Origin of the sequence: Thauera butanivorans, from assembly GCF_048398245.1 — a bacterium.
Lineage (GTDB): Bacteria > Pseudomonadota > Gammaproteobacteria > Burkholderiales > Rhodocyclaceae > Thauera > Thauera butanivorans.
Window position 1 is genome coordinate 3,822,679 of the sequence record NZ_CP183038.1, and the last position, 20,165, is coordinate 3,842,843.

General features: G+C 63.9%; 21 protein-coding genes. All 21 read right to left on the reverse strand.

Features of this window, described 5'->3' with window-relative positions; genetic code table 11:
- Nucleotide 1: 1 nt before the first annotated feature.
- The 21 genes from rplX to rplJ all read right to left on the reverse strand — a co-directional run bounded on the left by rplX (nucleotide 2) and on the right by rplJ (nucleotide 20,055).
- A complete protein-coding gene (rplX, locus tag ACNQFN_RS18460; protein WP_004258231.1) occupies nucleotides 2-319 on the reverse strand; it encodes a 50S ribosomal protein L24 in 318 nt (105 codons plus the stop codon).
- Nucleotides 320-330: 11 nt separating this feature from the next.
- The gene (gene rplN / locus ACNQFN_RS18465; RefSeq protein ID WP_004332368.1) at nucleotides 331-699 is read right to left on the reverse strand and encodes a 50S ribosomal protein L14; all 369 of its coding nucleotides are present in this window, start codon (nucleotides 697-699) and stop codon (nucleotides 331-333) included.
- Between the two features lie 152 nt (nucleotides 700-851).
- A complete protein-coding gene (gene rpsQ / locus ACNQFN_RS18470; RefSeq protein WP_068638399.1) occupies nucleotides 852-1,121 on the reverse strand; it encodes a 30S ribosomal protein S17 in 270 nt (89 codons plus the stop codon).
- Entirely contained in the window at nucleotides 1,118-1,312 is a 195-nt protein-coding gene (gene rpmC / locus ACNQFN_RS18475) for a 50S ribosomal protein L29 (RefSeq protein ID WP_068638397.1), read from the reverse strand. The genes rpsQ and rpmC overlap by 4 nt, the downstream gene beginning before the upstream one ends.
- Nucleotides 1,313-1,314: 2 nt before the next feature.
- Nucleotides 1,315-1,731 (reverse strand): 50S ribosomal protein L16, encoded by a 417-nt coding sequence (rplP, locus tag ACNQFN_RS18480; protein ID WP_068638402.1) that lies wholly within the window; start codon nucleotides 1,729-1,731, stop codon nucleotides 1,315-1,317.
- Nucleotides 1,731-2,501, reverse strand: a complete 771-nt coding sequence (gene rpsC / locus ACNQFN_RS18485) for a 30S ribosomal protein S3 (protein WP_068638395.1) — start codon at nucleotides 2,499-2,501, stop codon at nucleotides 1,731-1,733. Before rpsC ends, rplP begins: the two co-directional genes overlap by 1 nt.
- Nucleotides 2,502-2,510: 9 nt before the next feature.
- On the reverse strand, nucleotides 2,511-2,840 hold the full coding sequence (gene rplV / locus ACNQFN_RS18490; protein WP_068638393.1) for a 50S ribosomal protein L22: 330 nt from the start codon (nucleotides 2,838-2,840) through the stop codon (nucleotides 2,511-2,513).
- A 10-nt stretch (nucleotides 2,841-2,850) separates the two neighbouring features.
- Nucleotides 2,851-3,126, reverse strand: coding sequence for a 30S ribosomal protein S19 (rpsS, locus tag ACNQFN_RS18495; RefSeq protein ID WP_002931587.1), 276 nt, complete (start codon nucleotides 3,124-3,126; stop codon nucleotides 2,851-2,853).
- Between the two features lie 10 nt (nucleotides 3,127-3,136).
- The gene (rplB, locus tag ACNQFN_RS18500; RefSeq protein WP_068638391.1) at nucleotides 3,137-3,964 is read right to left on the reverse strand and encodes a 50S ribosomal protein L2; all 828 of its coding nucleotides are present in this window, start codon (nucleotides 3,962-3,964) and stop codon (nucleotides 3,137-3,139) included.
- A gap of 6 nt (nucleotides 3,965-3,970) precedes the next feature.
- A complete protein-coding gene (gene rplW / locus ACNQFN_RS18505; protein ID WP_304650851.1) occupies nucleotides 3,971-4,267 on the reverse strand; it encodes a 50S ribosomal protein L23 in 297 nt (98 codons plus the stop codon).
- Nucleotides 4,268-4,272: 5 nt separating this feature from the next.
- Nucleotides 4,273-4,893, reverse strand: a complete 621-nt coding sequence (gene rplD, locus ACNQFN_RS18510; protein ID WP_068638388.1) for a 50S ribosomal protein L4 — start codon at nucleotides 4,891-4,893, stop codon at nucleotides 4,273-4,275.
- A 10-nt stretch (nucleotides 4,894-4,903) separates the two neighbouring features.
- Nucleotides 4,904-5,542, reverse strand: a complete 639-nt coding sequence (rplC, locus tag ACNQFN_RS18515) for a 50S ribosomal protein L3 (RefSeq protein WP_068638385.1) — start codon at nucleotides 5,540-5,542, stop codon at nucleotides 4,904-4,906.
- Between the two features lie 112 nt (nucleotides 5,543-5,654).
- Nucleotides 5,655-5,966, reverse strand: coding sequence for a 30S ribosomal protein S10 (rpsJ, locus tag ACNQFN_RS18520; RefSeq protein ID WP_002931577.1), 312 nt, complete (start codon nucleotides 5,964-5,966; stop codon nucleotides 5,655-5,657).
- A 63-nt stretch (nucleotides 5,967-6,029) separates the two neighbouring features.
- Entirely contained in the window at nucleotides 6,030-7,220 is a 1,191-nt protein-coding gene (tuf, locus tag ACNQFN_RS18525; RefSeq protein WP_418647214.1) for an elongation factor Tu, read from the reverse strand.
- Between the two features lie 42 nt (nucleotides 7,221-7,262).
- Nucleotides 7,263-9,362: an elongation factor G gene (fusA, locus tag ACNQFN_RS18530; protein WP_068639520.1), complete on the reverse strand. Its 2,100-nt coding sequence runs from the start codon at nucleotides 9,360-9,362 to the stop codon at nucleotides 7,263-7,265.
- 108 nt (nucleotides 9,363-9,470) lie between these two features.
- Nucleotides 9,471-9,941 (reverse strand): 30S ribosomal protein S7, encoded by a 471-nt coding sequence (rpsG, locus tag ACNQFN_RS18535; protein ID WP_068639519.1) that lies wholly within the window; start codon nucleotides 9,939-9,941, stop codon nucleotides 9,471-9,473.
- A gap of 33 nt (nucleotides 9,942-9,974) precedes the next feature.
- Nucleotides 9,975-10,352 (reverse strand): 30S ribosomal protein S12, encoded by a 378-nt coding sequence (gene rpsL, locus ACNQFN_RS18540; RefSeq protein WP_004258162.1) that lies wholly within the window; start codon nucleotides 10,350-10,352, stop codon nucleotides 9,975-9,977.
- A gap of 133 nt (nucleotides 10,353-10,485) precedes the next feature.
- Nucleotides 10,486-14,697, reverse strand: coding sequence for a DNA-directed RNA polymerase subunit beta' (rpoC, locus tag ACNQFN_RS18545; RefSeq protein WP_068639518.1), 4,212 nt, complete (start codon nucleotides 14,695-14,697; stop codon nucleotides 10,486-10,488).
- 85 nt (nucleotides 14,698-14,782) lie between these two features.
- The gene (gene rpoB, locus ACNQFN_RS18550; RefSeq protein ID WP_418647215.1) at nucleotides 14,783-18,922 is read right to left on the reverse strand and encodes a DNA-directed RNA polymerase subunit beta; all 4,140 of its coding nucleotides are present in this window, start codon (nucleotides 18,920-18,922) and stop codon (nucleotides 14,783-14,785) included.
- A 191-nt stretch (nucleotides 18,923-19,113) separates the two neighbouring features.
- The gene (rplL, locus tag ACNQFN_RS18555; protein ID WP_068639516.1) at nucleotides 19,114-19,488 is read right to left on the reverse strand and encodes a 50S ribosomal protein L7/L12; all 375 of its coding nucleotides are present in this window, start codon (nucleotides 19,486-19,488) and stop codon (nucleotides 19,114-19,116) included.
- Nucleotides 19,489-19,554: 66 nt separating this feature from the next.
- A complete protein-coding gene (gene rplJ, locus ACNQFN_RS18560; protein WP_068639515.1) occupies nucleotides 19,555-20,055 on the reverse strand; it encodes a 50S ribosomal protein L10 in 501 nt (166 codons plus the stop codon).
- Between the last annotated feature and the right edge of the window lie 110 nt (nucleotides 20,056-20,165).

The window sequence follows — 20,165 nt, forward strand, 5'->3', positions numbered from 1 at the left end:
CTTAGGCGTTCACCAGCTCGCCGTTCGACTTGAAGAAGCGGACCTTCCGGCCGTCTTCAAGCGTCTTGATCCCGATGCGATCACCCTTCTGGGTGGCGGGATTGAACAGCGCGACGTTCGAGACATGGATGGGCATTTCCTTTTCGACGATGCCACCCACTTCACCCTTCAGGGGATTCGGGCGCACATGCTTCTTGACCCGATTCACACCTTCGACCACGACGCGCTCGTCATCGACGCGGCGCAGCACGGTGCCACGACGGCCGCGATCCTTGCCCGTCAGCACCACCACTTCGTCACCCTTGCGGATCTTGTTCATCTAGCGACTCCTCAGAGCACTTCAGGCGCCAGCGAGACGATCTTCATGAACCGCTCGGAGCGCAGCTCGCGCGTCACCGGCCCGAAGATACGGGTGCCGATCGGCTCGAGTTTGTTGTTCAGGAGGACGGCCGCGTTGTTGTCGAACTTGACCAGCGAGCCGTCAGGACGACGAACACCCTTGGCAGTGCGAACCACCACGGCGTTATAGACGTCACCCTTCTTCACACGGCCACGCGGCGCGGCATCCTTCACGGTCACTTTGATGATGTCGCCGACGCCGGCATAGCGGCGCTTCGAACCACCCAGAACCTTGATGCACATCACCGAGCGTGCGCCGGTGTTGTCGGCCACGTCCAGTCTGGACTGCATTTGAATCATGAAAATATCTCCAACTTATCCCGCATTCGCGGACAGTCTTGGAACCCGTCAGGGTAGGATGCCCCGAGCGAGCCCCGGAGCAAAGAGGCAAAAGTATAACAGCTTGGCACCGAGGCGCCAAGCTGTTTTTTCATTTGCTACTTACTCGCCACTCAGATGACGCGTGCCTTCTCGAGCACCTTGGCGACACGCCAGGTCTTGGTACGCGAGATCGGGCGGCATTCCTCGATTTCGACCAGATCACCGGCCGCGGCCGCACCGTCTTCGACGTGCGCGTGGTACTTCGCCGAACGCGTGATGATCTTGCCGTACAGCGGATGCTTGACCCGGCTTTCGACCAGGACCGTGACGGTCTTCTGCATCTTGTCGCTCACCACACGCCCAACCAGCGCGCGACGAACCTTTTGAACCTGTTCGCTCATTGCTGACCCGCCTTTTCGCGCAGGATGGTACGGACGCGCGCGATGTCGCGACGAACCTTCCCGATCTGACTCGTATTACCCAACTGCTGCGTCGCGTGCTGCATGCGCAGCGAGAACTGCGCCTTCAGCAGTTCGACCAGCTCCGTGTTCAACTCATCAGCGCTCTTGGCGCGGAGTTCACTCGCCTTCATGCTCAAGCTCCCACCATGCGAGTCACGAAGACCGTCTCGATCGGAAGCTTGGCGGCTGCGAGCCGGAATGCTTCACGGGCGAGCGCTTCGTCCACGCCGTCCATCTCATACAGCACCTTGCCGGGCTGGATTTCCGCAACCCAGTACTCCGGGTTGCCCTTGCCGTTACCCATACGCACTTCGGCGGGCTTACGCGAAATCGGCTTGTCCGGGAAGATGCGAATCCAGATACGACCGCCCCGCTTGATGTGGCGGGTCATCGCACGACGCGCCGATTCGATCTGGCGCGCGGTCAGGCGACCGCGACCGACCGCCTTCAGGCCGAACTCGCCGAAGGACACCTTCGCACCACGGGTAGCGATACCGGTGTTGCGGCCCTTCTGCTCCTTGCGATATTTCCTTCTAGTCGGCTGCAGCATCATTCACCCCTGCTTTCTTCTTGCCGGCCTTCGCCACGACGAGCGGGACGGCGACCCGGACGGCCTTCGCCGTCACGCGGAGCGCCACGGCGGCCACGGCGGTTGTCGGCTTCAGGCTCGGCAGCGACCGGCTGCTCGTTGCGGCCCAGCATTTCGCCCTTGAACACCCAGACCTTGATGCCGATGATGCCGTAGGTCGTCTTGGCTTCCGAAACGCCGTAGTCGATGTTGGCGCGCAGGGTGTGCAGCGGCACACGGCCTTCACGGTACCACTCGGTACGGGCGATTTCGGCGCCGTTCAGGCGGCCCGAGCTCATGATCTTGATGCCCTGCGCACCGAGGCGCATGGCGTTCTGCATCGCGCGCTTCATCGCACGGCGGAACATGATGCGCTTCTCGAGCTGCTGGGCGATCGAGTCGGCGATCAGCTTGGCATCGACTTCGGGCTTGCGCACTTCCTCGATATTGACGTGGACCGGCACGCCGACGATCTTCTGCAGATCGCGCTTCAGCGCTTCGATGTCCTCACCCTTCTTGCCGATCACGACGCCGGGACGCGCGCTGTACAGCGTCACGCGGGCGTTCTTGGCCGGGCGCTCGATGACCACGCGGCCGACCGAGGCGTGCGCCAGGCGCTTCTTCAGGTACTCGCGCACCTTCAGGTCTTCATGCAGCATACCGGCATAGTCACGGCTGGAAGCGAACCAGCGCGAACCCCAGTCACGCGTGACGGCGAGACGGAAGCCAGTGGGATTGATTTTCTGACCCATGTTTACTCCTTACTCGCCGACGGTCACGTAGACGTGGCAGGTGGGCTTGAGGATGCGGTTGCCGCGACCCTTCGCACGCGCGGTGAAGCGCTTCAGCGTCATCCCTTCTTCCACGTGAATGGTCTTGACCTTCAGCGCGTCGATATCAGCGCCGTCGTTGTGCTCGGCGTTGGCAATGGCCGACTCGACCACCTTGCGGATGATCTTGGCGCCGCGCTTCGGCGAGAACGCCAGGATGTTCAGCGCCTGCTCGACGGGCTTGCCGCGAACCAGGTCGGCGACCAGGCGGCCCTTCTGGGCCGACAGCCGAACGCCACGGAGAATTGCTTTGGTTTCCATGTCGTCCCTCTTAGCGCTTGGCCTTCTTGCTGGCGGCGTGACCCTTGAAGGTACGCGTCAGCGCGAACTCACCCAGCTTGTGGCCGACCATGTTCTCGGTCACGAACACCGGAATGTGCTGCTTGCCGTTATGCACGGCAATCGTCAGACCGATGAAATCGGGCAGAACCGTGGAACGGCGCGACCAGGTCTTGATCGGGCGCTTGTCGTTGCTCGTCCGTGCCGCGTCGACCTTCTTCAGGAGGTGCGCGTCGATGAACGGGCCTTTTTTGATAGAACGTGCCATCTTTTACCCCTTAACGCTTGTGACGACGCTGCACGATCATGTTGTCGGTGCGCTTGTTGCTACGGGTGCGATAACCCTTGGCAGGCGTACCCCACGGGCTGACCGGCTCGCGAGCCTCGCCGGTGCGGCCTTCGCCACCACCGTGCGGGTGATCGACCGGGTTCATCGCCACGCCGCGAACGGTCGGGCGGATGCCGCGCCAGCGGTTGGCACCGGCCTTGCCGATCTTGCGCAGACCGTGTTCGCCGTTGCCGACTTCACCGATCGTCGCGCGGCACTCGACGTGCACGCGGCGGATTTCACCGGAACGCAGACGCAGCTGGGCATAGCTGCCCTCGCGCGCCAGCAGCTGCACCGAAGTACCTGCGGCGCGAGCGATCTGCGCACCCTTGCCCGGCATCATTTCGATGCAGTGGATCGTCGAACCGACCGGAATGTTGCGGATCGGCAGTGCATTGCCCGGCTTGATCGGCGCTTCGACGCCGCTCAGCAGCTGCTGGCCGACTTCGACGCCGCGCGGCGCGATGATGTAGCGACGCTCGCCATCGGCATAGCACAGCAGCGCGATGTTCGCCGAACGGTTCGGGTCGTACTCGATGCGCTCGACCTTGGCCGGGATGCCGTCCTTGTTGCGACGGAAATCGACGATGCGGTAATGCTGCTTGTGGCCACCGCCCTGGTGGCGGATGGTGATGCGACCGCTGTTGTTGCGGCCGGCATTCTTGCTCTGCTTCTCGACCAGCGAGGCGAGCGGACGACCCTTGTAGAGGTCGGGATTGACCACCTTGACCTGGGCACGGCGACCGGCCGAGGTCGGCTTGAGTTTTACGATTGCCATGATCTATTACTCCCCGGCCGCGAAGTTGATTTCCTGGCCGGGCTTCAGGCAGACGAAAGCCTTCTTCCAGTCCTTGCGGCGCCCCATGGTCTTGCCGAAACGCTTGGCCTTGCCCTTGACGTTCAGCACCTGAACGGACTTGACCTCGACCTTGAACAGCGACTCGACAGCCGCCTTCACTTCGGGCTTGGTGGCGTCGGCTGCGACCTTGAACACCACCTGCTCATTCTTGTCGGCGACGAAGGTCGCCTTTTCGGAGATCTGCGGGGCGAGCAGCACCTGCAGCAGACGTTCCTGACTGATCGCGCTCATTGCCACGCTTCCTCCATCTTCGCCAGCGCACCCTTGGTGACCAGCACCTTCGGGAAACGCACCAGCGACACCGGATCCGCTTCGCTGACCGACAGCACCAGAACCTGGTGCAGGTTGCGCGAAGACAGGAACAGGTTCTCGTCGATTTCGTCGGTGATGACCAGGACGGAGTCCAGGCCCATGCCCTTCAGCTTCTGCGACAGCAGACGCGTCTTCGGCGCCTCGACGCTGAAGCTGTCGACCACCGCCAGACGGTCTTCGCGCGCCAGCTGCGACAGGATCGCCGCCACACCCGCGCGATACATCTTACGGTTGACCTTCTGGCTGAAGTTTTCGTCCGGCGTGTTCGGGAAGATCTTGCCGCCCCCGCGCCACAGCGGACTCGACGCCATACCGGCGCGGGCATTGCCCGTACCTTTCTGGCGGAAGGGCTTGCGGGTCGACTTGGCGACCTCGGAACGGCCCTTCTGCTTGCGGTTACCCGAACGCGCATTGGCAAGATAGGCCGTCACGACCTGGTGCACCAGCGCTTCGTTGTAATCACGGCCAAACAGCACATCCGACGCCTGCAGCGTCGACGCGGCCTGACCCTGATCATTCAAGAGTTTCAGTTCCATTCCGCGCTCCTCAAGCCTTGACCGCCGGGCAGACGACGACGTCGCCACCCTTCGAACCGGGCACAGCACCCTTCACCAGCAGCAGCTGGCGCTCGGCGTCGATGCGAACGATCTCCAGACCCTGGGTCGTGCGCTGGACGTTGCCGTACTGACCGGCCATGCGCTTGCCCGGGAACACGCGACCCGGATCCTGCGCCATGCCGATCGAACCGGGCGAGCGGTGCGAGATGGAGTTACCGTGGGAAGCACGATTGGACGAGAAGTTGTGACGCTTGATCGGGCCCGAGAAGCCCTTGCCGATCGTCACGCCGGTCACGTCAACCTTCTGGCCGACCTGGAACAGGTCGACGCTGATCGTGTCGCCAGCATTGAAGCCGGACAGCTGATCTTCGGCGACGCGGAATTCCTTCATGCCGCGGCAGGGCTCGACGCCCGCCTTGGCCAGATGGCCCGCCACCGGCTTGGTGATCCGGCTGGCGCGACGCTTGCCATAAGCGACCTGAACCGCGGCATAGCCGTCGGTTTCAGAGGTCTTGATCTGGGACACACGATTGTCCGACACGTCAAGCACCGTCACCGGAATGGACCTGCCATCCTCGGCGAAGATGCGAGTCATGCCGACCTTGCGTCCAACAAGGCCTAGACTCATATTTTTCTCCTGAATCCCGGTTGCGATTGACCGGGGGTCACAATTAATGCGCCAAAAGGCACAAAGGCCGGATTATACCGGCCTGTTCCAAGCTTTCGCAAGCAGGGATTGCTTACTGCAGCTTGATCTCGACATCCACACCTGCCGGAAGGTCCAGCTTCATCAGCGCGTCGACCGTCTTGTCGGTCGGATCGATGATGTCCATCAGGCGCTGGTGGGTACGGATTTCCATCTGGTCGCGCGAAGCCTTGTTGACGTGCGGCGAGCGCAGCAGGTCGAAACGCTCGATGCGGGTCGGCAGCGGCACGGGGCCACGGACGACGGCGCCGGTGCGCTTGGCGGTATCGACGATCTCGAGCGCCGACTGGTCGATCAGGCGATAGTCGAAGGCCTTCAGACGGATGCGGATTTTCTGGTTCTGCATGGTATTTCCTAAAGAGCGAAAAGAGCGTTGGGCGGAATCCGGAGATTCCGCCCGCAACGAGTATTACTCGATGACCTTGGCGACGACGCCGGCGCCGACGGTGCGGCCGCCTTCGCGGATCGCGAAACGCAGACCTTCTTCCATCGCGATCGGCGCGATCAGCTTCACCGTGATCGACACGTTGTCGCCCGGCATCACCATCTCGGTGCCTTCCGGCAGCTCGATCGAGCCGGTCACGTCCGTCGTACGGAAGTAGAACTGCGGACGGTAGTTGTTGAAGAACGGCGTGTGACGACCACCCTCTTCCTTCGACAGCACATACACCTCACCCGTGAAGTGGGTGTGCGGCGTGATCGAACCCGGCTTGGCCAGCACCTGGCCACGCTCGACGTCTTCACGCTTGGTGCCGCGCAGCAGCACGCCGACGTTGTCGCCCGCCTGACCCTGATCCAGCAGCTTGCGGAACATTTCGACGCCGGTGCAGGTGGTCTTGACCGTCGGCTTGATGCCGACGATTTCGATTTCCTCGCCAACCTTGACGATGCCGCGCTCGACACGGCCCGTCACCACGGTGCCACGACCCGAGATCGAGAACACGTCTTCGATCGGCAGCAGGAAGGGCTTGTCGATCGCACGTTCCGGCGTCGGGATGTAGGTATCCAGCGCTTCGGCCAGACGGAAGATCGCCGGCTCGCCGATCTCCGACTGGTCGCCTTCGAGCGCCTTCAGCGCCGAACCCTTGATGATCGGGATGTCGTCGCCCGGGAAGTCGTACTTCGACAGCAGTTCGCGCACTTCCATCTCGACCAGCTCGAGCAGCTCTTCGTCGTCGACCATGTCGCACTTGTTCAGGAAGACGATGATGTAGGGCACGCCCACCTGGCGCGCCAGCAGGATGTGCTCGCGCGTCTGCGGCATCGGGCCGTCCGCGGCCGAGCACACCAGGATCGCACCGTCCATCTGCGCCGCACCGGTGATCATGTTCTTGACGTAGTCGGCGTGACCCGGGCAGTCGACGTGCGCGTAGTGACGGTCGGCCGTCTCGTACTCGACGTGCGAGGTGTTGATCGTGATGCCGCGCGCCTTTTCTTCCGGCGCGCTGTCGATCGACGCATAGTCCTTCGCCTCGCCGCCGAACTTCTTCGTCAGCACCGTCGTGATCGCGGCCGTCAGCGTCGTCTTGCCGTGGTCAACGTGACCAATCGTGCCAACGTTGACGTGCGGCTTGGTACGTTCGAACTTACCCTTTGCCATGTCTGTGAGTCCTCTGGTTTGTCGTTACTGTGAATCTGAAAATTACTTGCGGCTGCTGATGACGGCTTCGGCAACGCTCTTCGGAGCTTCGGCGTAGTGCTTGAACTCCATCGAGTAGGTCGCGCGACCCTGGGTCAGCGAGCGCAGCTGGGTAGCGTAGCCGAACATTTCGGCCAGCGGCACCTCGGCCTTGATTTCCTTCATGCCGCCCGGAATGTCGTCCATGCCCTGGACGATGCCACGACGGCCCGACAGGTCGCCCATGACGTTGCCCATGTAGTCTTCCGGCGTCTCGACCACGACCGCCATCATCGGCTCGAGCAGTACCGGGCTGGCGCGGCGCATGGCTTCCTTGAACGCCATCGAACCGGCCATCTTGAACGCGTTTTCGTTCGAGTCCACATCGTGGTACGAACCGAAATGCAGCGTGACCTTGACATCGACCACCGGGAAGCCGGCGAGGATACCGTTGTTGAGGGTTTCCTGGATGCCCTTGTCGACCGCGGGGATGTATTCGCGCGGCACCACGCCACCCTTGACCGCATCGACGAACTCGTAGCCCTTGCCCTGCTCGGCCGGCTCGAGGTTGATGACGACGTGGCCGTACTGGCCGCGGCCGCCGGACTGCTTGACGAACTTGCCTTCGACGTCGTTGGCGGCCTTGCGGATGGTTTCGCGATAGGCGACCTGCGGCGCGCCGACGTTGGCTTCGACGTTGAATTCGCGCTTCATGCGGTCGACGATGATCTCGAGGTGCAGTTCACCCATGCCCGAGATGATGGTCTGGCCCGACTCTTCGTCGGTGCGCACGCGGAAGGACGGATCTTCGGCAGCCAGGCGGCTGAGCGCCAGACCCATCTTCTCCTGGTCGCCCTTGGTCTTCGGCTCGACGGCGACGTGGATCACCGGATCCGGGAAGACCATGCGCTCGAGGATCACCGGCGCCGAAACGTCGCACAGCGTCTCGCCGGTGGTCACGTCCTTCAGGCCGACCACGGCGGCGATGTCGCCCGCCAGCACTTCCTTGATCTCCTCGCGGTCGTTGGCATGCATCTGCAGCAGGCGGCCGATGCGCTCCTTCTTGCCCTTGACCGAGTTCAGCACGGTCGAGCCCGACTCCAACACGCCCGAATAGACGCGGATGAAGGTCAGTTGACCGACGAAGGGGTCGGTCATCAGCTTGAAGGCCAGCGCCGAGAACTTCTCGTCGTCCCGGGCATGGCGCACGACTTCCTTGTCGTCGTCATCGACGCCGGCGACCGGCGGAATGTCGACCGGCGACGGCAGGTACTGGATCACGGCGTCGAGCATGCGCTGCACGCCCTTGTTCTTGAACGCGGTACCGCACAGCATCGGCTGGATCTCGCACGCCAGGGTACGGGCGCGCAGGCCGGCAATGACCTCTTCCTCGGACAGCTCGCCGTCCTCGAGGTACTTGTTCATCAGCTCTTCGGACGCCTCGGCAGCCGCCTCGACCATGTTGGCGCGCCATTCCTCGGCAACACCGACGATGTCGGCCGGAATCTCGCCGTACTCGAACTTCATGCCCTGGGACGCTTCGTCCCAGATGATCGCCTTCATCTTCAGCAGATCGACGACGCCCTTGAAGCTGTCTTCGGCGCCGATGGGCACGACGACCGGCACCGGGTTCGCCTTCAGGCGGGTCTTCATCTGCTCGACGACCTTGAAGAAGTTGGCGCCGGAGCGGTCCATCTTGTTAACGAAGGCCAGGCGCGGCACCTTGTACTTGGTGGCCTGGCGCCACACGGTCTCGGACTGGGGCTGAACACCGCCCACCGCGCAGTAGACCATGCAGGCGCCATCAAGCACGCGCATCGAGCGTTCGACTTCGATGGTGAAGTCGACGTGTCCCGGGGTGTCGATGATGTTGAAGCGGTGCTCGGGGAAGGACTGGTCCATACCTTTCCAGAAGCAGGTCACGGCCGCCGAGGTGATCGTGATGCCGCGCTCCTGCTCCTGCGCCATCCAGTCGGTGGTCGCAGCGCCGTCATGCACCTCGCCGAGCTTGTGGCTCACGCCGGTGTAGAAGAGGATACGCTCGGTCGTAGTCGTCTTGCCGGCGTCGATGTGAGCGGAGATACCGATATTGCGGTAGCGCTCGATGGGAGTCTTGCGAGCCACGTTTTACCTGCCTTCTGTTATGCGCGCACTGGTCGCGATCAACGAATTTCTTGCGTTAGAAAACAATCGAGCCCTGTACAGGGCCCGAGGTACCGCTGCCGACGAGGATCAGAAGCGGAAGTGCGAGAACGCCTTGTTGGCTTCGGCCATGCGGTGCACTTCTTCGCGCTTCTTCATGGCGGAGCCACGGCCTTCGGCGGCCTCGAGCAGCTCGCCGGCGAGGCGCTGGGCCATCGACTTCTCGGCACGCTTGCGCGCGGCTTCGCGCAGCCAGCGCATCGACAGCGCCATGCGGCGCGACGGACGCACTTCGACCGGAACCTGGTAGTTGGCACCACCGACGCGGCGGCTCTTGACCTCGACCACCGGCTTGACGTTGCCGACCGCCGCCGAGAACACTTCCAGCGGATCCTTGCCGGCCTTGGCAGTGATGTGATTGAACGCACCATAGACGATGCGTTCGGCAACGGACTTCTTGCCCGACTGCATGATCACGTTGATGAACTTCGAAACGTCCTGGCTACCGAACTTCGGATCCGGCAGGACATCGCGCTTGGGTACTTCACGACGACGCGGCATGACAACCTCTCGCTAAATTTCTTGGGCCAACAATCAGGCTTTCTTCGGACGCTTCGCGCCGTACTTGGAACGCGACTGCTTGCGATCCTTGACGCCCTGCAAGTCGAGGGAGCCGCGAACGATGTGGTAACGCACACCGGGCAAGTCCTTCACACGACCGCCACGGATCAGCACGACGGAGTGCTCCTGCAGGTTGTGACCTTCACCGCCGATGTACGAGATGACCTCGAAACCGTTGGTCAGGCGAACCTTGGCGACCTTGCGCAGCGCCGAGTTCGGCTTCTTCGGGGTCGTGGTATAGACGCGGGTGCACACACCACGCTTCTGCGGGCAAGCTTCCAGGGCAGGAACCTTGCTCTTCGAAGCTTCCATCTGGCGCGGCTTGCGGACAAGCTGATTGATTGTTGGCATAGCTTAAGAATTTCCCAAAAAACCGAGGCAGCCCACCACGGGCCGCCTCGGGCGGATTATTCCGGCTGCGACCGACTACGATTGGTCGGTCCACAAAAAGAGGCCGGATTCTATTCCGAGACGGAAGAAAAAGTCAACCGGCCTCGATGTCCTGATTCGGTTCGACGGCGATCTCGGTCGCCCACGCATGTTCCGGTCCCAGATCGACCCCCTGCTCCTGCGCCTTGCGGCTGCGGTGGTAGGCCAGGCCGGTGCCGGCCGGAATCAGGCGGCCGACGATGACGTTTTCCTTCAGGCCGCGCAGCTCGTCGCGCTTGCCCATGATTGCCGCTTCGGTCAGCACGCGGGTGGTTTCCTGGAAGGACGCCGCCGAAATGAAGGAATCGGTCGATAGCGAAGCCTTGGTGATGCCGAGCAGCACGTTCTCGTACTGCGCCGGCAGCTTGCCTTCGGCTTCCATGCGGTCGTTCTCGTCCAGCACCTCGGAGCGCTCCACCTGCTCCTCGCGGATGAATCGGGTGTCGCCGGCATCGGTGATCACGACGCGGCGCAGCATCTGGCGGACGATCACCTCGATGTGCTTGTCGTTGATCTTCACGCCCTGCAGACGGTAGACGTCCTGGACCTCGTCGATGATGTAGCGGGCCAGTTCGTTGATGCCCTGCAGGCGCAGGATGTCGTGCGGATCGGCCGGGCCGTCGACGATGAGTTCGCCCTTGTTCACCACCTGACCGTCGTGAACCATCAGGTGCTTGTCCTTCGGGATCAGGAACTCGTGCGCAGTGCCGTCCGGCTCGGTGATCACCAGGCGCTGCTTGCCCTTGGTCTCCTTGCCGAACGAGACCGTGCCGGTGTATTCGGCAAGCATCCCGGCGTCCTTCGGCGCGCGCGCTTCGAACAGCTCGGCGACGCGCGGCAGGCCGCCGGTGATGTCGCGGGTCTTGGCCGATTCCTGCGGAATGCGCGCCAGCACTTCGCCGACGCCGATCTGCTGGCCGTCCTTGACCGTGATCAGCGACCCGACCTGGAAGGTGATCGCCACGGCGTGGTCGGTGCCGGCGATCTTCACTTCCTCGCCGTTCTCGTCCAGCAGCTTGACCTGCGGCCGCACGCCCTTGGCTGCACCGGTCGCCGAGCGGCGCTTGGAGTCGATCACGACCAGCGTGGACAGGCCGGTGATTTCGTCGATCTGCTTGGCGACGGTGACGCCTTCCTCGACGTTCTCGAACTTCACCGTACCGCTGTACTCGGTGACGATCGGGCGGGTATGCGGATCCCAGGTCGCCAGTTGCGTGCCCGCCTTGACCGCCGCACCGTCGTCGACCAGCAGCATCGCGCCGTACGGCAGCTTGTGGCGCTCGCGCTCGCGGCCCATGTCGTCGGCAACCACGACTTCGGCCGAGCGCGCGATGACGACCTTCTCGCCCTTGGCGTTGGAGACGTAGCGCATGTTGCCGGCGAAGCGGATGGTGCCGCCCGACTTGGCCTCGACGCCGCTCGCGGCAGCGGCCCGCGATGCGGCGCCGCCGACGTGGAAGGTACGCATGGTCAGCTGGGTGCCGGGCTCGCCGATCGACTGCGCGGCGATGACGCCGACCGCTTCGCCGGCATTGACCATCGAGCCGCGGCCGAGGTCGCGGCCGTAGCACTTGGCGCACAGGCCGTAGCGGGTTTCGCAGGTCAGCGGCGTGCGCACCTTGACTTCGTCCACGCCGAGGCCTTCGATCGCATCGACCGCATTCTCGTCGAGCAGGCTGCCCGCCTCGATCACGGTTTCCTGCGTGTCCGGATTGACGACGTCCTCGGCCGTGACGCGGCCCAGGATGCGCTCGCGCAGCGGCTCGACGACCTCGCCGCCTTCGATCAGCGCTTTCATCGCGAAGCCTTCGCGGGTGCCGCAGTCGTCCTCGATCACCACCAGATCCTGGGTGACGTCTACCAGGCGGCGGGTCAGGTAGCCGGAGTTCGCGGTCTTCAACGCCGTGTCGGCCAGACCCTTACGCGCACCGTGGGTCGAGATGAAGTACTGCAGAACGTTCAGGCCTTCACGGAAGTTCGTCGTGATCGGTGTCTCGATGATCGAGCCGTCCGGCTTCGCCATCAGGCCGCGCATGCCGGCCAGCTGGCGTATCTGCGCTGCGGAACCGCGCGCCCCCGAGTCGGCCATCATGTAGATCGAGTTGAACGACTCCTGGCGGACGGTCTTGCCTTCGCGGTCGACCACTTCCTCGGAACCGAGCTGTTCCATCATCGCCTTGGCGACCTGGTCGCCGCAGCGGCCCCAGATATCGACCACCTTGTTGTAGCGCTCGCCGTCGGTCACCAGACCGGAGGTGTACTGCTGGGCGATTTCCTTGACCTCGGCTTCGGCGGCACGGATCAGGTCGTGCTTGGCGGTCGGCACCAGCATGTCCTTGACCGCGATCGACAGGCCGGCGCGGGTCGCCAGGCCGTAGCCGAACTGCATCAGGCGGTCGGCGAAGATCACCGTCGCGCGCAGGCCGCAGCGGCGGAACGAAGCGTTGATGAGCTTGGAGATTTCCTTCTTCTTCAGCGGCTTGTCGATGACGCTGAACGGCAGCCCGGCCGGCAGGATCTCCGACAGGATGGCCCGGCCGGCGGTGGTCTCGTAGCGATTGATCTTCTCGATGCGCTCACCGTTGGGGCCGAGGTCGGCCTCCTTCAGGCGCACGGTGATGCGCGCGTGCAGCGCGATCTGGCCGGATTCGTAGGCGCGCTTGACTTCCGACACGTCGGTAAACAGCATGCCTTCGCCCGGCACGTTGATGCCCTCGCGGGTGGCGTAGTACAAGCCGAGCACGATGTCCTGCGAGGGCACGATGATCGGCTCGCCGTTGGCCGGCGACAGCACGTTGTTGGAGGCCAGCATCAGGGTGCGGGCTTCCATCTGCGCCTCCAGCGACAGCGGCACGTGGACGGCCATCTGGTCGCCGTCGAAGTCGGCGTTGAAGGCGACGCAGACCAGCGGGTGGAGCTGGATCGCCTTGCCTTCGATCAGCACCGGCTCGAAAGCCTGGATGCCCAGGCGGTGCAGCGTCGGTGCGCGGTTCAGCAGCACCGGATGCTCGCGGATCACCTCTTCGAGGATGTCCCACACCACCGGCTCCTGCGACTCCACCATCTTCTTGGCCTGCTTGATGGTCGTGGCCAGCCCCATCAGTTCGAGCTTGTTGAAGATGAAGGGCTTGAACAGCTCCAGCGCCATCAGCTTGGGCAGGCCGCACTGGTGCAGCTTGAGCTGCGGGCCCACGGTGATCACCGAACGGCCCGAATAGTCGACGCGCTTGCCCAGCAGGTTCTGGCGGAAACGGCCGCCCTTGCCCTTGATCATGTCGGCCAGCGACTTCAGCGGGCGCTTGTTGGCGCCGGTCATGGCCTTGCCGCGGCGGCCGTTGTCGAGCAGCGAGTCGACGGCTTCCTGCAGCATGCGCTTCTCGTTGCGCACGATGATGTCGGGCGCCTTGAGTTCGAGCAGGCGCTTCAGGCGGTTGTTGCGGTTGATGACGCGGCGGTAGAGATCGTTCAGGTCGGACGTGGCGAAGCGGCCGCCGTCCAGCGGCACCAGCGGGCGCAGGTCGGGCGGCAGCACCGGCAGCACTTCGAGCACCATCCACTCCGGCTTGATGCCCGACTGCTGGAAGGCCTCCAGCACCTTCAGGCGCTTGGAGAACTTCTTGATCTTGGCTTCGGAGTTGGTCGTCTCGAGGTCGCCGCGCAGCTTCTCGACTTCCAGGCTAACGTCGAGCGTGCGCAGCAGCTCGCGGATGCCTTCGGCGCCCATCACGGCATCGAAGTCGTCGCCATATTCCTCGACCTTGGCGAGGTAGTCGTCCTCGGTCAGCAGCTGGCCGCGGTTGAGCGGGGTCATGCCCGGCTCGACGACGACGAAGGCTTCGAAGTACAGCACGCGCTCGATGTCGCGCAGGGTCATGTCGAGCACCATGCCGAGACGGCTGGGCAGGCTCTTCAGGAACCAGATGTGGGCGACCGGCGAGGCCAGCTCGATGTGGCCCATGCGCTCGCGGCGCACCTTGGACAGCGTCACCTCGACGCCGCACTTCTCGCAGATCACGCCGCGGTGCTTGAGGCGCTTGTACTTGCCGCACAGGCACTCGTAGTCCTTGACCGGGCCGAAGATCTTGGCGCAGAACAGGCCATCGCGCTCCGGCTTGAAGGTGCGGTAGTTGATGGTCTCCGGCTTCTTCACTTCGCCGTAGGACCAGGTGCGGATCTTGTCGGGCGAGGCAAGCCCGATGGTGATCGCGTCGAACTCTTCCTCGTTCGGCAGGGTTTGCTTGAACAGGTCAGCGAGCAGGCTTTTCATGTATCACTCCATCCGGACCGCCGCGTCGTGTGCGGCGGCCCCGGGATTCAATCGCAGGCAGGTTGGTGGCGGAAATTCGCGGATCTCAGTCGCGGTCGCGGTCGAGATCGATGTCGATCGCGAGCGAGCGGATTTCCTTCACCAGCACGTTGAAGGATTCCGGCATGCCGGAATCGATCTTGTGCTCGCCCTTGACGATGTTTTCGTACACCTTGGTCCGGCCGGTCACATCGTCGGACTTGACCGTCAGCATCTCCTGCAGCGTGTAGGCCGCGCCGTAGGCTTCCAGCGCCCACACTTCCATTTCACCGAAGCGCTGGCCACCGAACTGCGCCTTGCCGCCCAGCGGCTGCTGGGTGACGAGCGAGTACGGACCGGTCGAACGGGCGTGCATCTTGTCGTCGACCAGGTGGTGCAGCTTGAGCACGTGCTTGTAGCCCACCGTGACCTTGCGCTCGAAAGGCTCGCCGGTGCGGCCGTCGAACAACGTCACCTGGCCACCGACGGGCAGGCCGGCGAGTTCGAGCATCTGCTCGATCTCGGATTCCTTGGCACCGTCGAACACCGGCGTGGCGAAAGGCACGCCCTTGCGCAGGTTGGACGCCAGATCGACCACTTCCTCGTCGCTCAGCCCGGCAATGTCTTCCGGCTTGCCGCTGCCGTTGTAGATCTGTTCGAGGAAGCCGCGCAGCTCGTCGACCGCGGCCTTCGCCTGCAGCATGCGGTCGATCTGCTGGCCCAGGCCCTTGGCCGCCCAGCCCAGGTGGGTCTCGAGGATCTGGCCGATGTTCATCCGCGACGGCACGCCCAGCGGGTTCAGCACGATGTCGAGCGGCGTGCCGTCTTCCATGTAGGGCATGTCCTCGACCGGCACGATCTTCGACACCACGCCCTTGTTGCCGTGACGGCCGGCCATCTTGTCGCCCGGCTGCAGGCGGCGCTTGACCGCCAGGTAGACCTTGACCATCTTCTGCACACCCGGCGGCAGTTCGTCGCCCTGGGTGAGCTTCTTCTTCTTGATCTCGAAGGCCTGGTCGAAGTCCTTGCGGGTGTTCTCGAGGCCTTCGCGCACGGCTTCGAGCTGGGTCGCCAGCGTTTCGTCGGCCAGGCGGATGTCGAACCAGTGGTAGAACTCGAGCGAGTCGAGGTATTCCTCGCTCAACTCGGCGCCCTTGGCGAGCTTCTTCGGCCCGCCATTGACCTTCTGGCCCAGGATCATGCGCTTGATACGGGCGAAGGCGTCACGCTCGACGATGCGCATCTGGTCGGCGAGGTCGGTCTTGTAGCTGCGCAGCTGGTCGTCGATGATCGACTGCGCGCGCTTGTCGCGCTCGATGCCCTCGCGGGTGAACACCTGCACGTCGATGACGGTGCCGACCATGCCGGAGGGCACGCGCAGCGAGGTGTCCTTCACGTCGGAGGCCTTCTCGCCGAAGATCGCGCGCAGCAGCTTTTCTTCCGGCGTCAGCTGGGTCTCGCCCTTGGGCGTGACCTTGCCGACCAGCACGTCGCCGGCCTCGACTTCGGCACCGATGTAGACGATGCCCGACTCGTCCAGGCGCGACAGCTGCGCCTCGCCCAGCGAGGCGATGTCGCGGGTGATTTCCTCGGGCCCGAGCTTGGTGTCGCGGGCGACGACGGTCAGTTCCTCGACGTGGATCGAGGTGAAGCGGTCGTCGGCGACGACGCGCTCGGAGATCAGGATCGAGTCTTCGAAGTTGTAGCCGTTCCACGGCATGAAGCCGAGTAGCATGTTCTGGCCCAGGGCCAGTTCGCCGAGGTCGGTGGAGGCGCCGTCGGCCACCACGTCGCCCTTGGCGATGATGTCGCCCACCTTCACCACCGGGCGCTGGTTGATGTTGGTGTTCTGGTTGGAACGGGTGTACTTGATCATGTTGTAGATGTCGACGCCGACTTCGCCCGGCAGGGTTTCGTCGTCGTGCACCCGGATCACGACCCGGTTCGCATCCACGTAGTCCACCACGCCGCCACGGGTCGCCTGCACCGCGGTGCCCGAGTCGACCGCCACGCGGCGCTCGATGCCGGTACCGACCAGCGGCTTCTCCGGGCGCAGGCAGGGCACGGCCTGGCGCTGCATGTTGGCACCCATCAGTGCGCGGTTGGCGTCGTCGTGTTCCAGGAAGGGAATCAGCGAGGCGGCGACCGACACGATCTGGCCCGGCGCGACGTCCATGTACTGGACCATGTCCGCGGTCGCCAGCAGGAACTCGCCCTTGTGGCGGCACGAAACCAGGTCGCCGGCCAGCGCACCGGCCTCGTCGATCTCGGCGTTCGCCTGGGCGATCACGTACTGACCTTCCTCGATCGCCGACAGGAAGTCGATCTGGTCGGTGACCTTGCCGTCCACCACCTTGCGGTAGGGCGTCTCGAGGAAGCCGTGGCGGTTGGTGCGGGCATACACGGCCAGCGAGTTGATCAGGCCGATGTTCGGACCTTCCGGCGTTTCGATCGGGCACACGCGTCCGTAGTGGGTCGGGTGCACGTCGCGCACCTCGAAGCCGGCGCGTTCGCGCGTCAGGCCGCCCGGGCCCAGTGCCGAGACGCGGCGCTTGTGCGTGATCTCGGACAGCGGGTTGGTCTGGTCCATGAACTGCGACAACTGGCTGGAGCCGAAGAACTCCTTGATCGCGGCCGAGATCGGCTTGGCGTTGATCAGGTCGTGCGGCATCAGGTTGTCGGATTCGGCCTGCGACAGACGCTCCTTGACCGCACGCTCGACGCGCACCAGGCCGGCGCGGAACTGGTTTTCGGCCAGTTCGCCGACCGAGCGCACACGGCGGTTGCCGAGGTGGTCGATGTCGTCGATCTCGCCGCGGCCGTTGCGCAGTTCGACCAGCACGCCGATCACGGCCAGGATGTCCTCATTGACCAGCACGCCCGGGCCATCCTCGCCCTGCGCGCCGACGCGCTCGTAGAAGCGCTTCAGCCAGCCCGGCGCCTTGTCGTCGATCTTCTCGGGATAGGCGCGGCGGTTGAACTTCATGCGGCCGACCGAGGACAGGTCGTAGCGCTCCTCGGCATAGAACAGGCCGTTGAACAGGCCTTCCACCGCATCCTCGGTGGGCGGCTCGCCCGGACGCATCATGCGGTAGATCGCGACCTTGGCGCCCCACTGGTCGGTGGTCTCGTCGATGCGCAGGGTCTGCGAGATGTAGCCGCCGCGGTCGAGGTCGTTGATGTACAGCGTGCGCAGATCGGTGACACCGGCGATGCGCAGCTTGTCCAGCAGGTCCTCGGTCAGTTCGTCGTTGGCGCGCGCCAGCACTTCGCCGGTCTCGGGATCGGCGATGTCGTTGGCGATCACGCGGCCGAGGACGAATTCGTCCGGCACGCCGATGGTCTTGACGCCGGCCTGGTCGATCTCGCGGATGTGCTTGGAGGTGATGCGCTTGTCACGCGCGACGATGATTTTGCCGTCCGGCGTGACGATGTCGAAGCGCGCCACTTCGCCGCGCAGGCGATCGGGCACCAGCTCGAACTGGGCGCCTTCACCCTGCAGATGGAAGTTGTCGAAGTCGTGGAAGGTTGCCAGGATCTCTTCCGGGCTCATGCCGATGGCACGCAGCAGGATCGTCACCGGCATCTTGCGGCGGCGGTCGACGCGGAAGTACAGGTAGTCCTTCGGATCGAACTCGAAATCGAGCCAAGAGCCGCGGTAGGGGATGATGCGGGCCGAGAACAGCAGCTTGCCCGAGGAGTGGGTCTTGCCGCGGTCGTGCTCGAAGAACACGCCGGGCGAACGGTGCAGCTGCGAGACGATGACGCGCTCGGTACCGTTGATGACGAAGGAGCCGGTGGTGGTCATGAGCGGAATCTCGCCCATGTACACTTCCTGCTCCTTCACTTCCTTGATCGTTTCCTTGGGCGCTTCGCGGTCCATGATGACCAGGCGCACGCGCGCGCGCAGCGGCGAAGCGAAGGTAAGGCCGCGCTGCTGGCACTCCTTCACGTCGAAGGCTGGCTCGCCCAGCATGTATTGGACGAACTCGAGCCGCGCGTTGCCGCTGTGGCTCGAGATCGGGAAGATCGAGGTGAAGGCCGCCTGCAGGCCCTGGTTGCGCCTTGCCTCCGGCAGGGTTTCGGCCTGCAGGAATTCGGCGAAGGACTCGATCTGGGTGGCGAGCAGGAAAGGCGCATCGAGCACGGCCGCGCGCTTGGCGAAGCTCTTGCGGATACGTTTCTTTTCGGTGTAGGAATACGCCATGGATGCTCCGGCTAGAGGGCTGACATCTAAAAACAGAACACAGCGTCCGCTTCAATCCTGGCCGCGATGCGGCCCGCAAACGCTCTGCTCTGGCTTCGTCCCTGGCCTGCCGGCGACGCCCGCAAGCTTCGGCACAAAGCACGAAAGGGCTGGCATTCCGAAGAATGCCAGCCCCGCTGGAAAGCCGGGTCTTACTTGATCTCGACCTTGGCGCCAGCGTCTTCCAGTTGCTTCTTCAGCGCTTCGGCGTCGGCCTTCGAAGCGCCTTCCTTCACGGTCTTCGGCGCGCCGTCGACCACGTCCTTCGCTTCCTTCAGGCCCAGGCCGGTGGCAGCGCGGACGACCTTGATGACTTCGACCTTCTTGTCGCCGGCGGCGGTCAGCACGACGTCGAACTCGGTCTTCTCTTCGGCAGCCGGAGCGGCAGCGCCGGCACCCGGGGCGGCCACGGCCATCGCGGCGGCGGAAACGCCGAACTTCTCTTCGAACGCCTTGACCAGGTCGTTCAGTTCCATCACGGTCATCGCGCCGACGGCTTCGAGGATGTCTTCTTTGGTGATTGCCATTTCAAAAACTCCAGAATCGATTATGTTCAGTTTGCTTGTGCGAACGGGGCGAGAAAGCGGCTGCGATCAGGCAGCGGCTTCTTCCTCGCGCTTCTTGGCGAGCGCAGCCATGGCGCAGGCGAAGCCCGACACCGGCGCCTGCATGACGCCCAGCAGGGTCGCCAGCAGTTCCTCGCGGCTCGGGATCGAGGCGAGCGCCTTCACACCGGCCTGGTCGAGCGTCTTGCCCGCATAGGAACCAGCCTTCAGCACCAGCTTGTCGTTGCCCTTGGCGAAGTCGTTCAGCACCTTGGCAGCAGCGACCGGATCGGCCGAGATGCCATAGATCAGCGGGCCGGTCAGTTGATCGGCCAACCCCTCGAACGGGGTACCGGCGATCGCACGACGGACCAGGGTGTTCTTCAGCACGCGCAGGTAAACGCCAGCTTCGCGGGCCTTGGCACGCAGCACGGTGAGATCGCCCACCGCAACGCCGCGATACTCGGCCACCGCGATAGTCTGGGCGTTGGCCACCTGTGCCGACACCTCAGCCACTACGGCTTTCTTGTCATCGAGATTGAGGCTCACAGGCCTTTCCTCCTTTTCAAGTCAACACACGGACCGAAAACACGCGATCCGCACCCACGGCGACCTGGATCAGGAGCGCGGCTGCATCGCAGCCAGAATCCTGTTCTGGG

Bases quoted from the DNA above. Each gene is read 5' to 3' on its own strand.
- rplX (WP_004258231.1), bottom strand. From the start codon at position 319: ATGAACAAGATCCGCAAGGGTGACGAAGTGGTGGTGCTGACGGGCAAG.
- rplN (WP_004332368.1), bottom strand. From the start codon at position 699: ATGATTCAAATGCAGTCCAGACTGGACGTGGCCGACAACACCGGCGCA.
- rpsQ (WP_068638399.1), bottom strand. From the start codon at position 1,121: ATGAGCGAACAGGTTCAAAAGGTTCGTCGCGCGCTGGTTGGGCGTGTG.
- rpmC (WP_068638397.1), bottom strand. From the start codon at position 1,312: ATGAAGGCGAGTGAACTCCGCGCCAAGAGCGCTGATGAGTTGAACACG.
- rplP (WP_068638402.1), bottom strand. From the start codon at position 1,731: ATGCTGCAGCCGACTAGAAGGAAATATCGCAAGGAGCAGAAGGGCCGC.
- rpsC (WP_068638395.1), bottom strand. From the start codon at position 2,501: ATGGGTCAGAAAATCAATCCCACTGGCTTCCGTCTCGCCGTCACGCGT.
- rplV (WP_068638393.1), bottom strand. From the start codon at position 2,840: ATGGAAACCAAAGCAATTCTCCGTGGCGTTCGGCTGTCGGCCCAGAAG.
- rpsS (WP_002931587.1), bottom strand. From the start codon at position 3,126: ATGGCACGTTCTATCAAAAAAGGCCCGTTCATCGACGCGCACCTCCTG.
- rplB (WP_068638391.1), bottom strand. From the start codon at position 3,964: ATGGCAATCGTAAAACTCAAGCCGACCTCGGCCGGTCGCCGTGCCCAG.
- rplD (WP_068638388.1), bottom strand. From the start codon at position 4,893: ATGGAACTGAAACTCTTGAATGATCAGGGTCAGGCCGCGTCGACGCTG.
- rplC (WP_068638385.1), bottom strand. From the start codon at position 5,542: ATGAGTCTAGGCCTTGTTGGACGCAAGGTCGGCATGACTCGCATCTTC.
- rpsJ (WP_002931577.1), bottom strand. From the start codon at position 5,966: ATGCAGAACCAGAAAATCCGCATCCGTCTGAAGGCCTTCGACTATCGC.
- tuf (WP_418647214.1), bottom strand. From the start codon at position 7,220: ATGGCAAAGGGTAAGTTCGAACGTACCAAGCCGCACGTCAACGTTGGC.
- rpsG (WP_068639519.1), bottom strand. From the start codon at position 9,941: ATGCCGCGTCGTCGTGAAGTACCCAAGCGCGATGTCCTGCCGGATCCG.
- rpsL (WP_004258162.1), bottom strand. From the start codon at position 10,352: ATGCCAACAATCAATCAGCTTGTCCGCAAGCCGCGCCAGATGGAAGCT.
- rpoC (WP_068639518.1), bottom strand. From the start codon at position 14,697: ATGAAAAGCCTGCTCGCTGACCTGTTCAAGCAAACCCTGCCGAACGAG.
- rpoB (WP_418647215.1), bottom strand. From the start codon at position 18,922: ATGGCGTATTCCTACACCGAAAAGAAACGTATCCGCAAGAGCTTCGCC.
- rplL (WP_068639516.1), bottom strand. From the start codon at position 19,488: ATGGCAATCACCAAAGAAGACATCCTCGAAGCCGTCGGCGCGATGACC.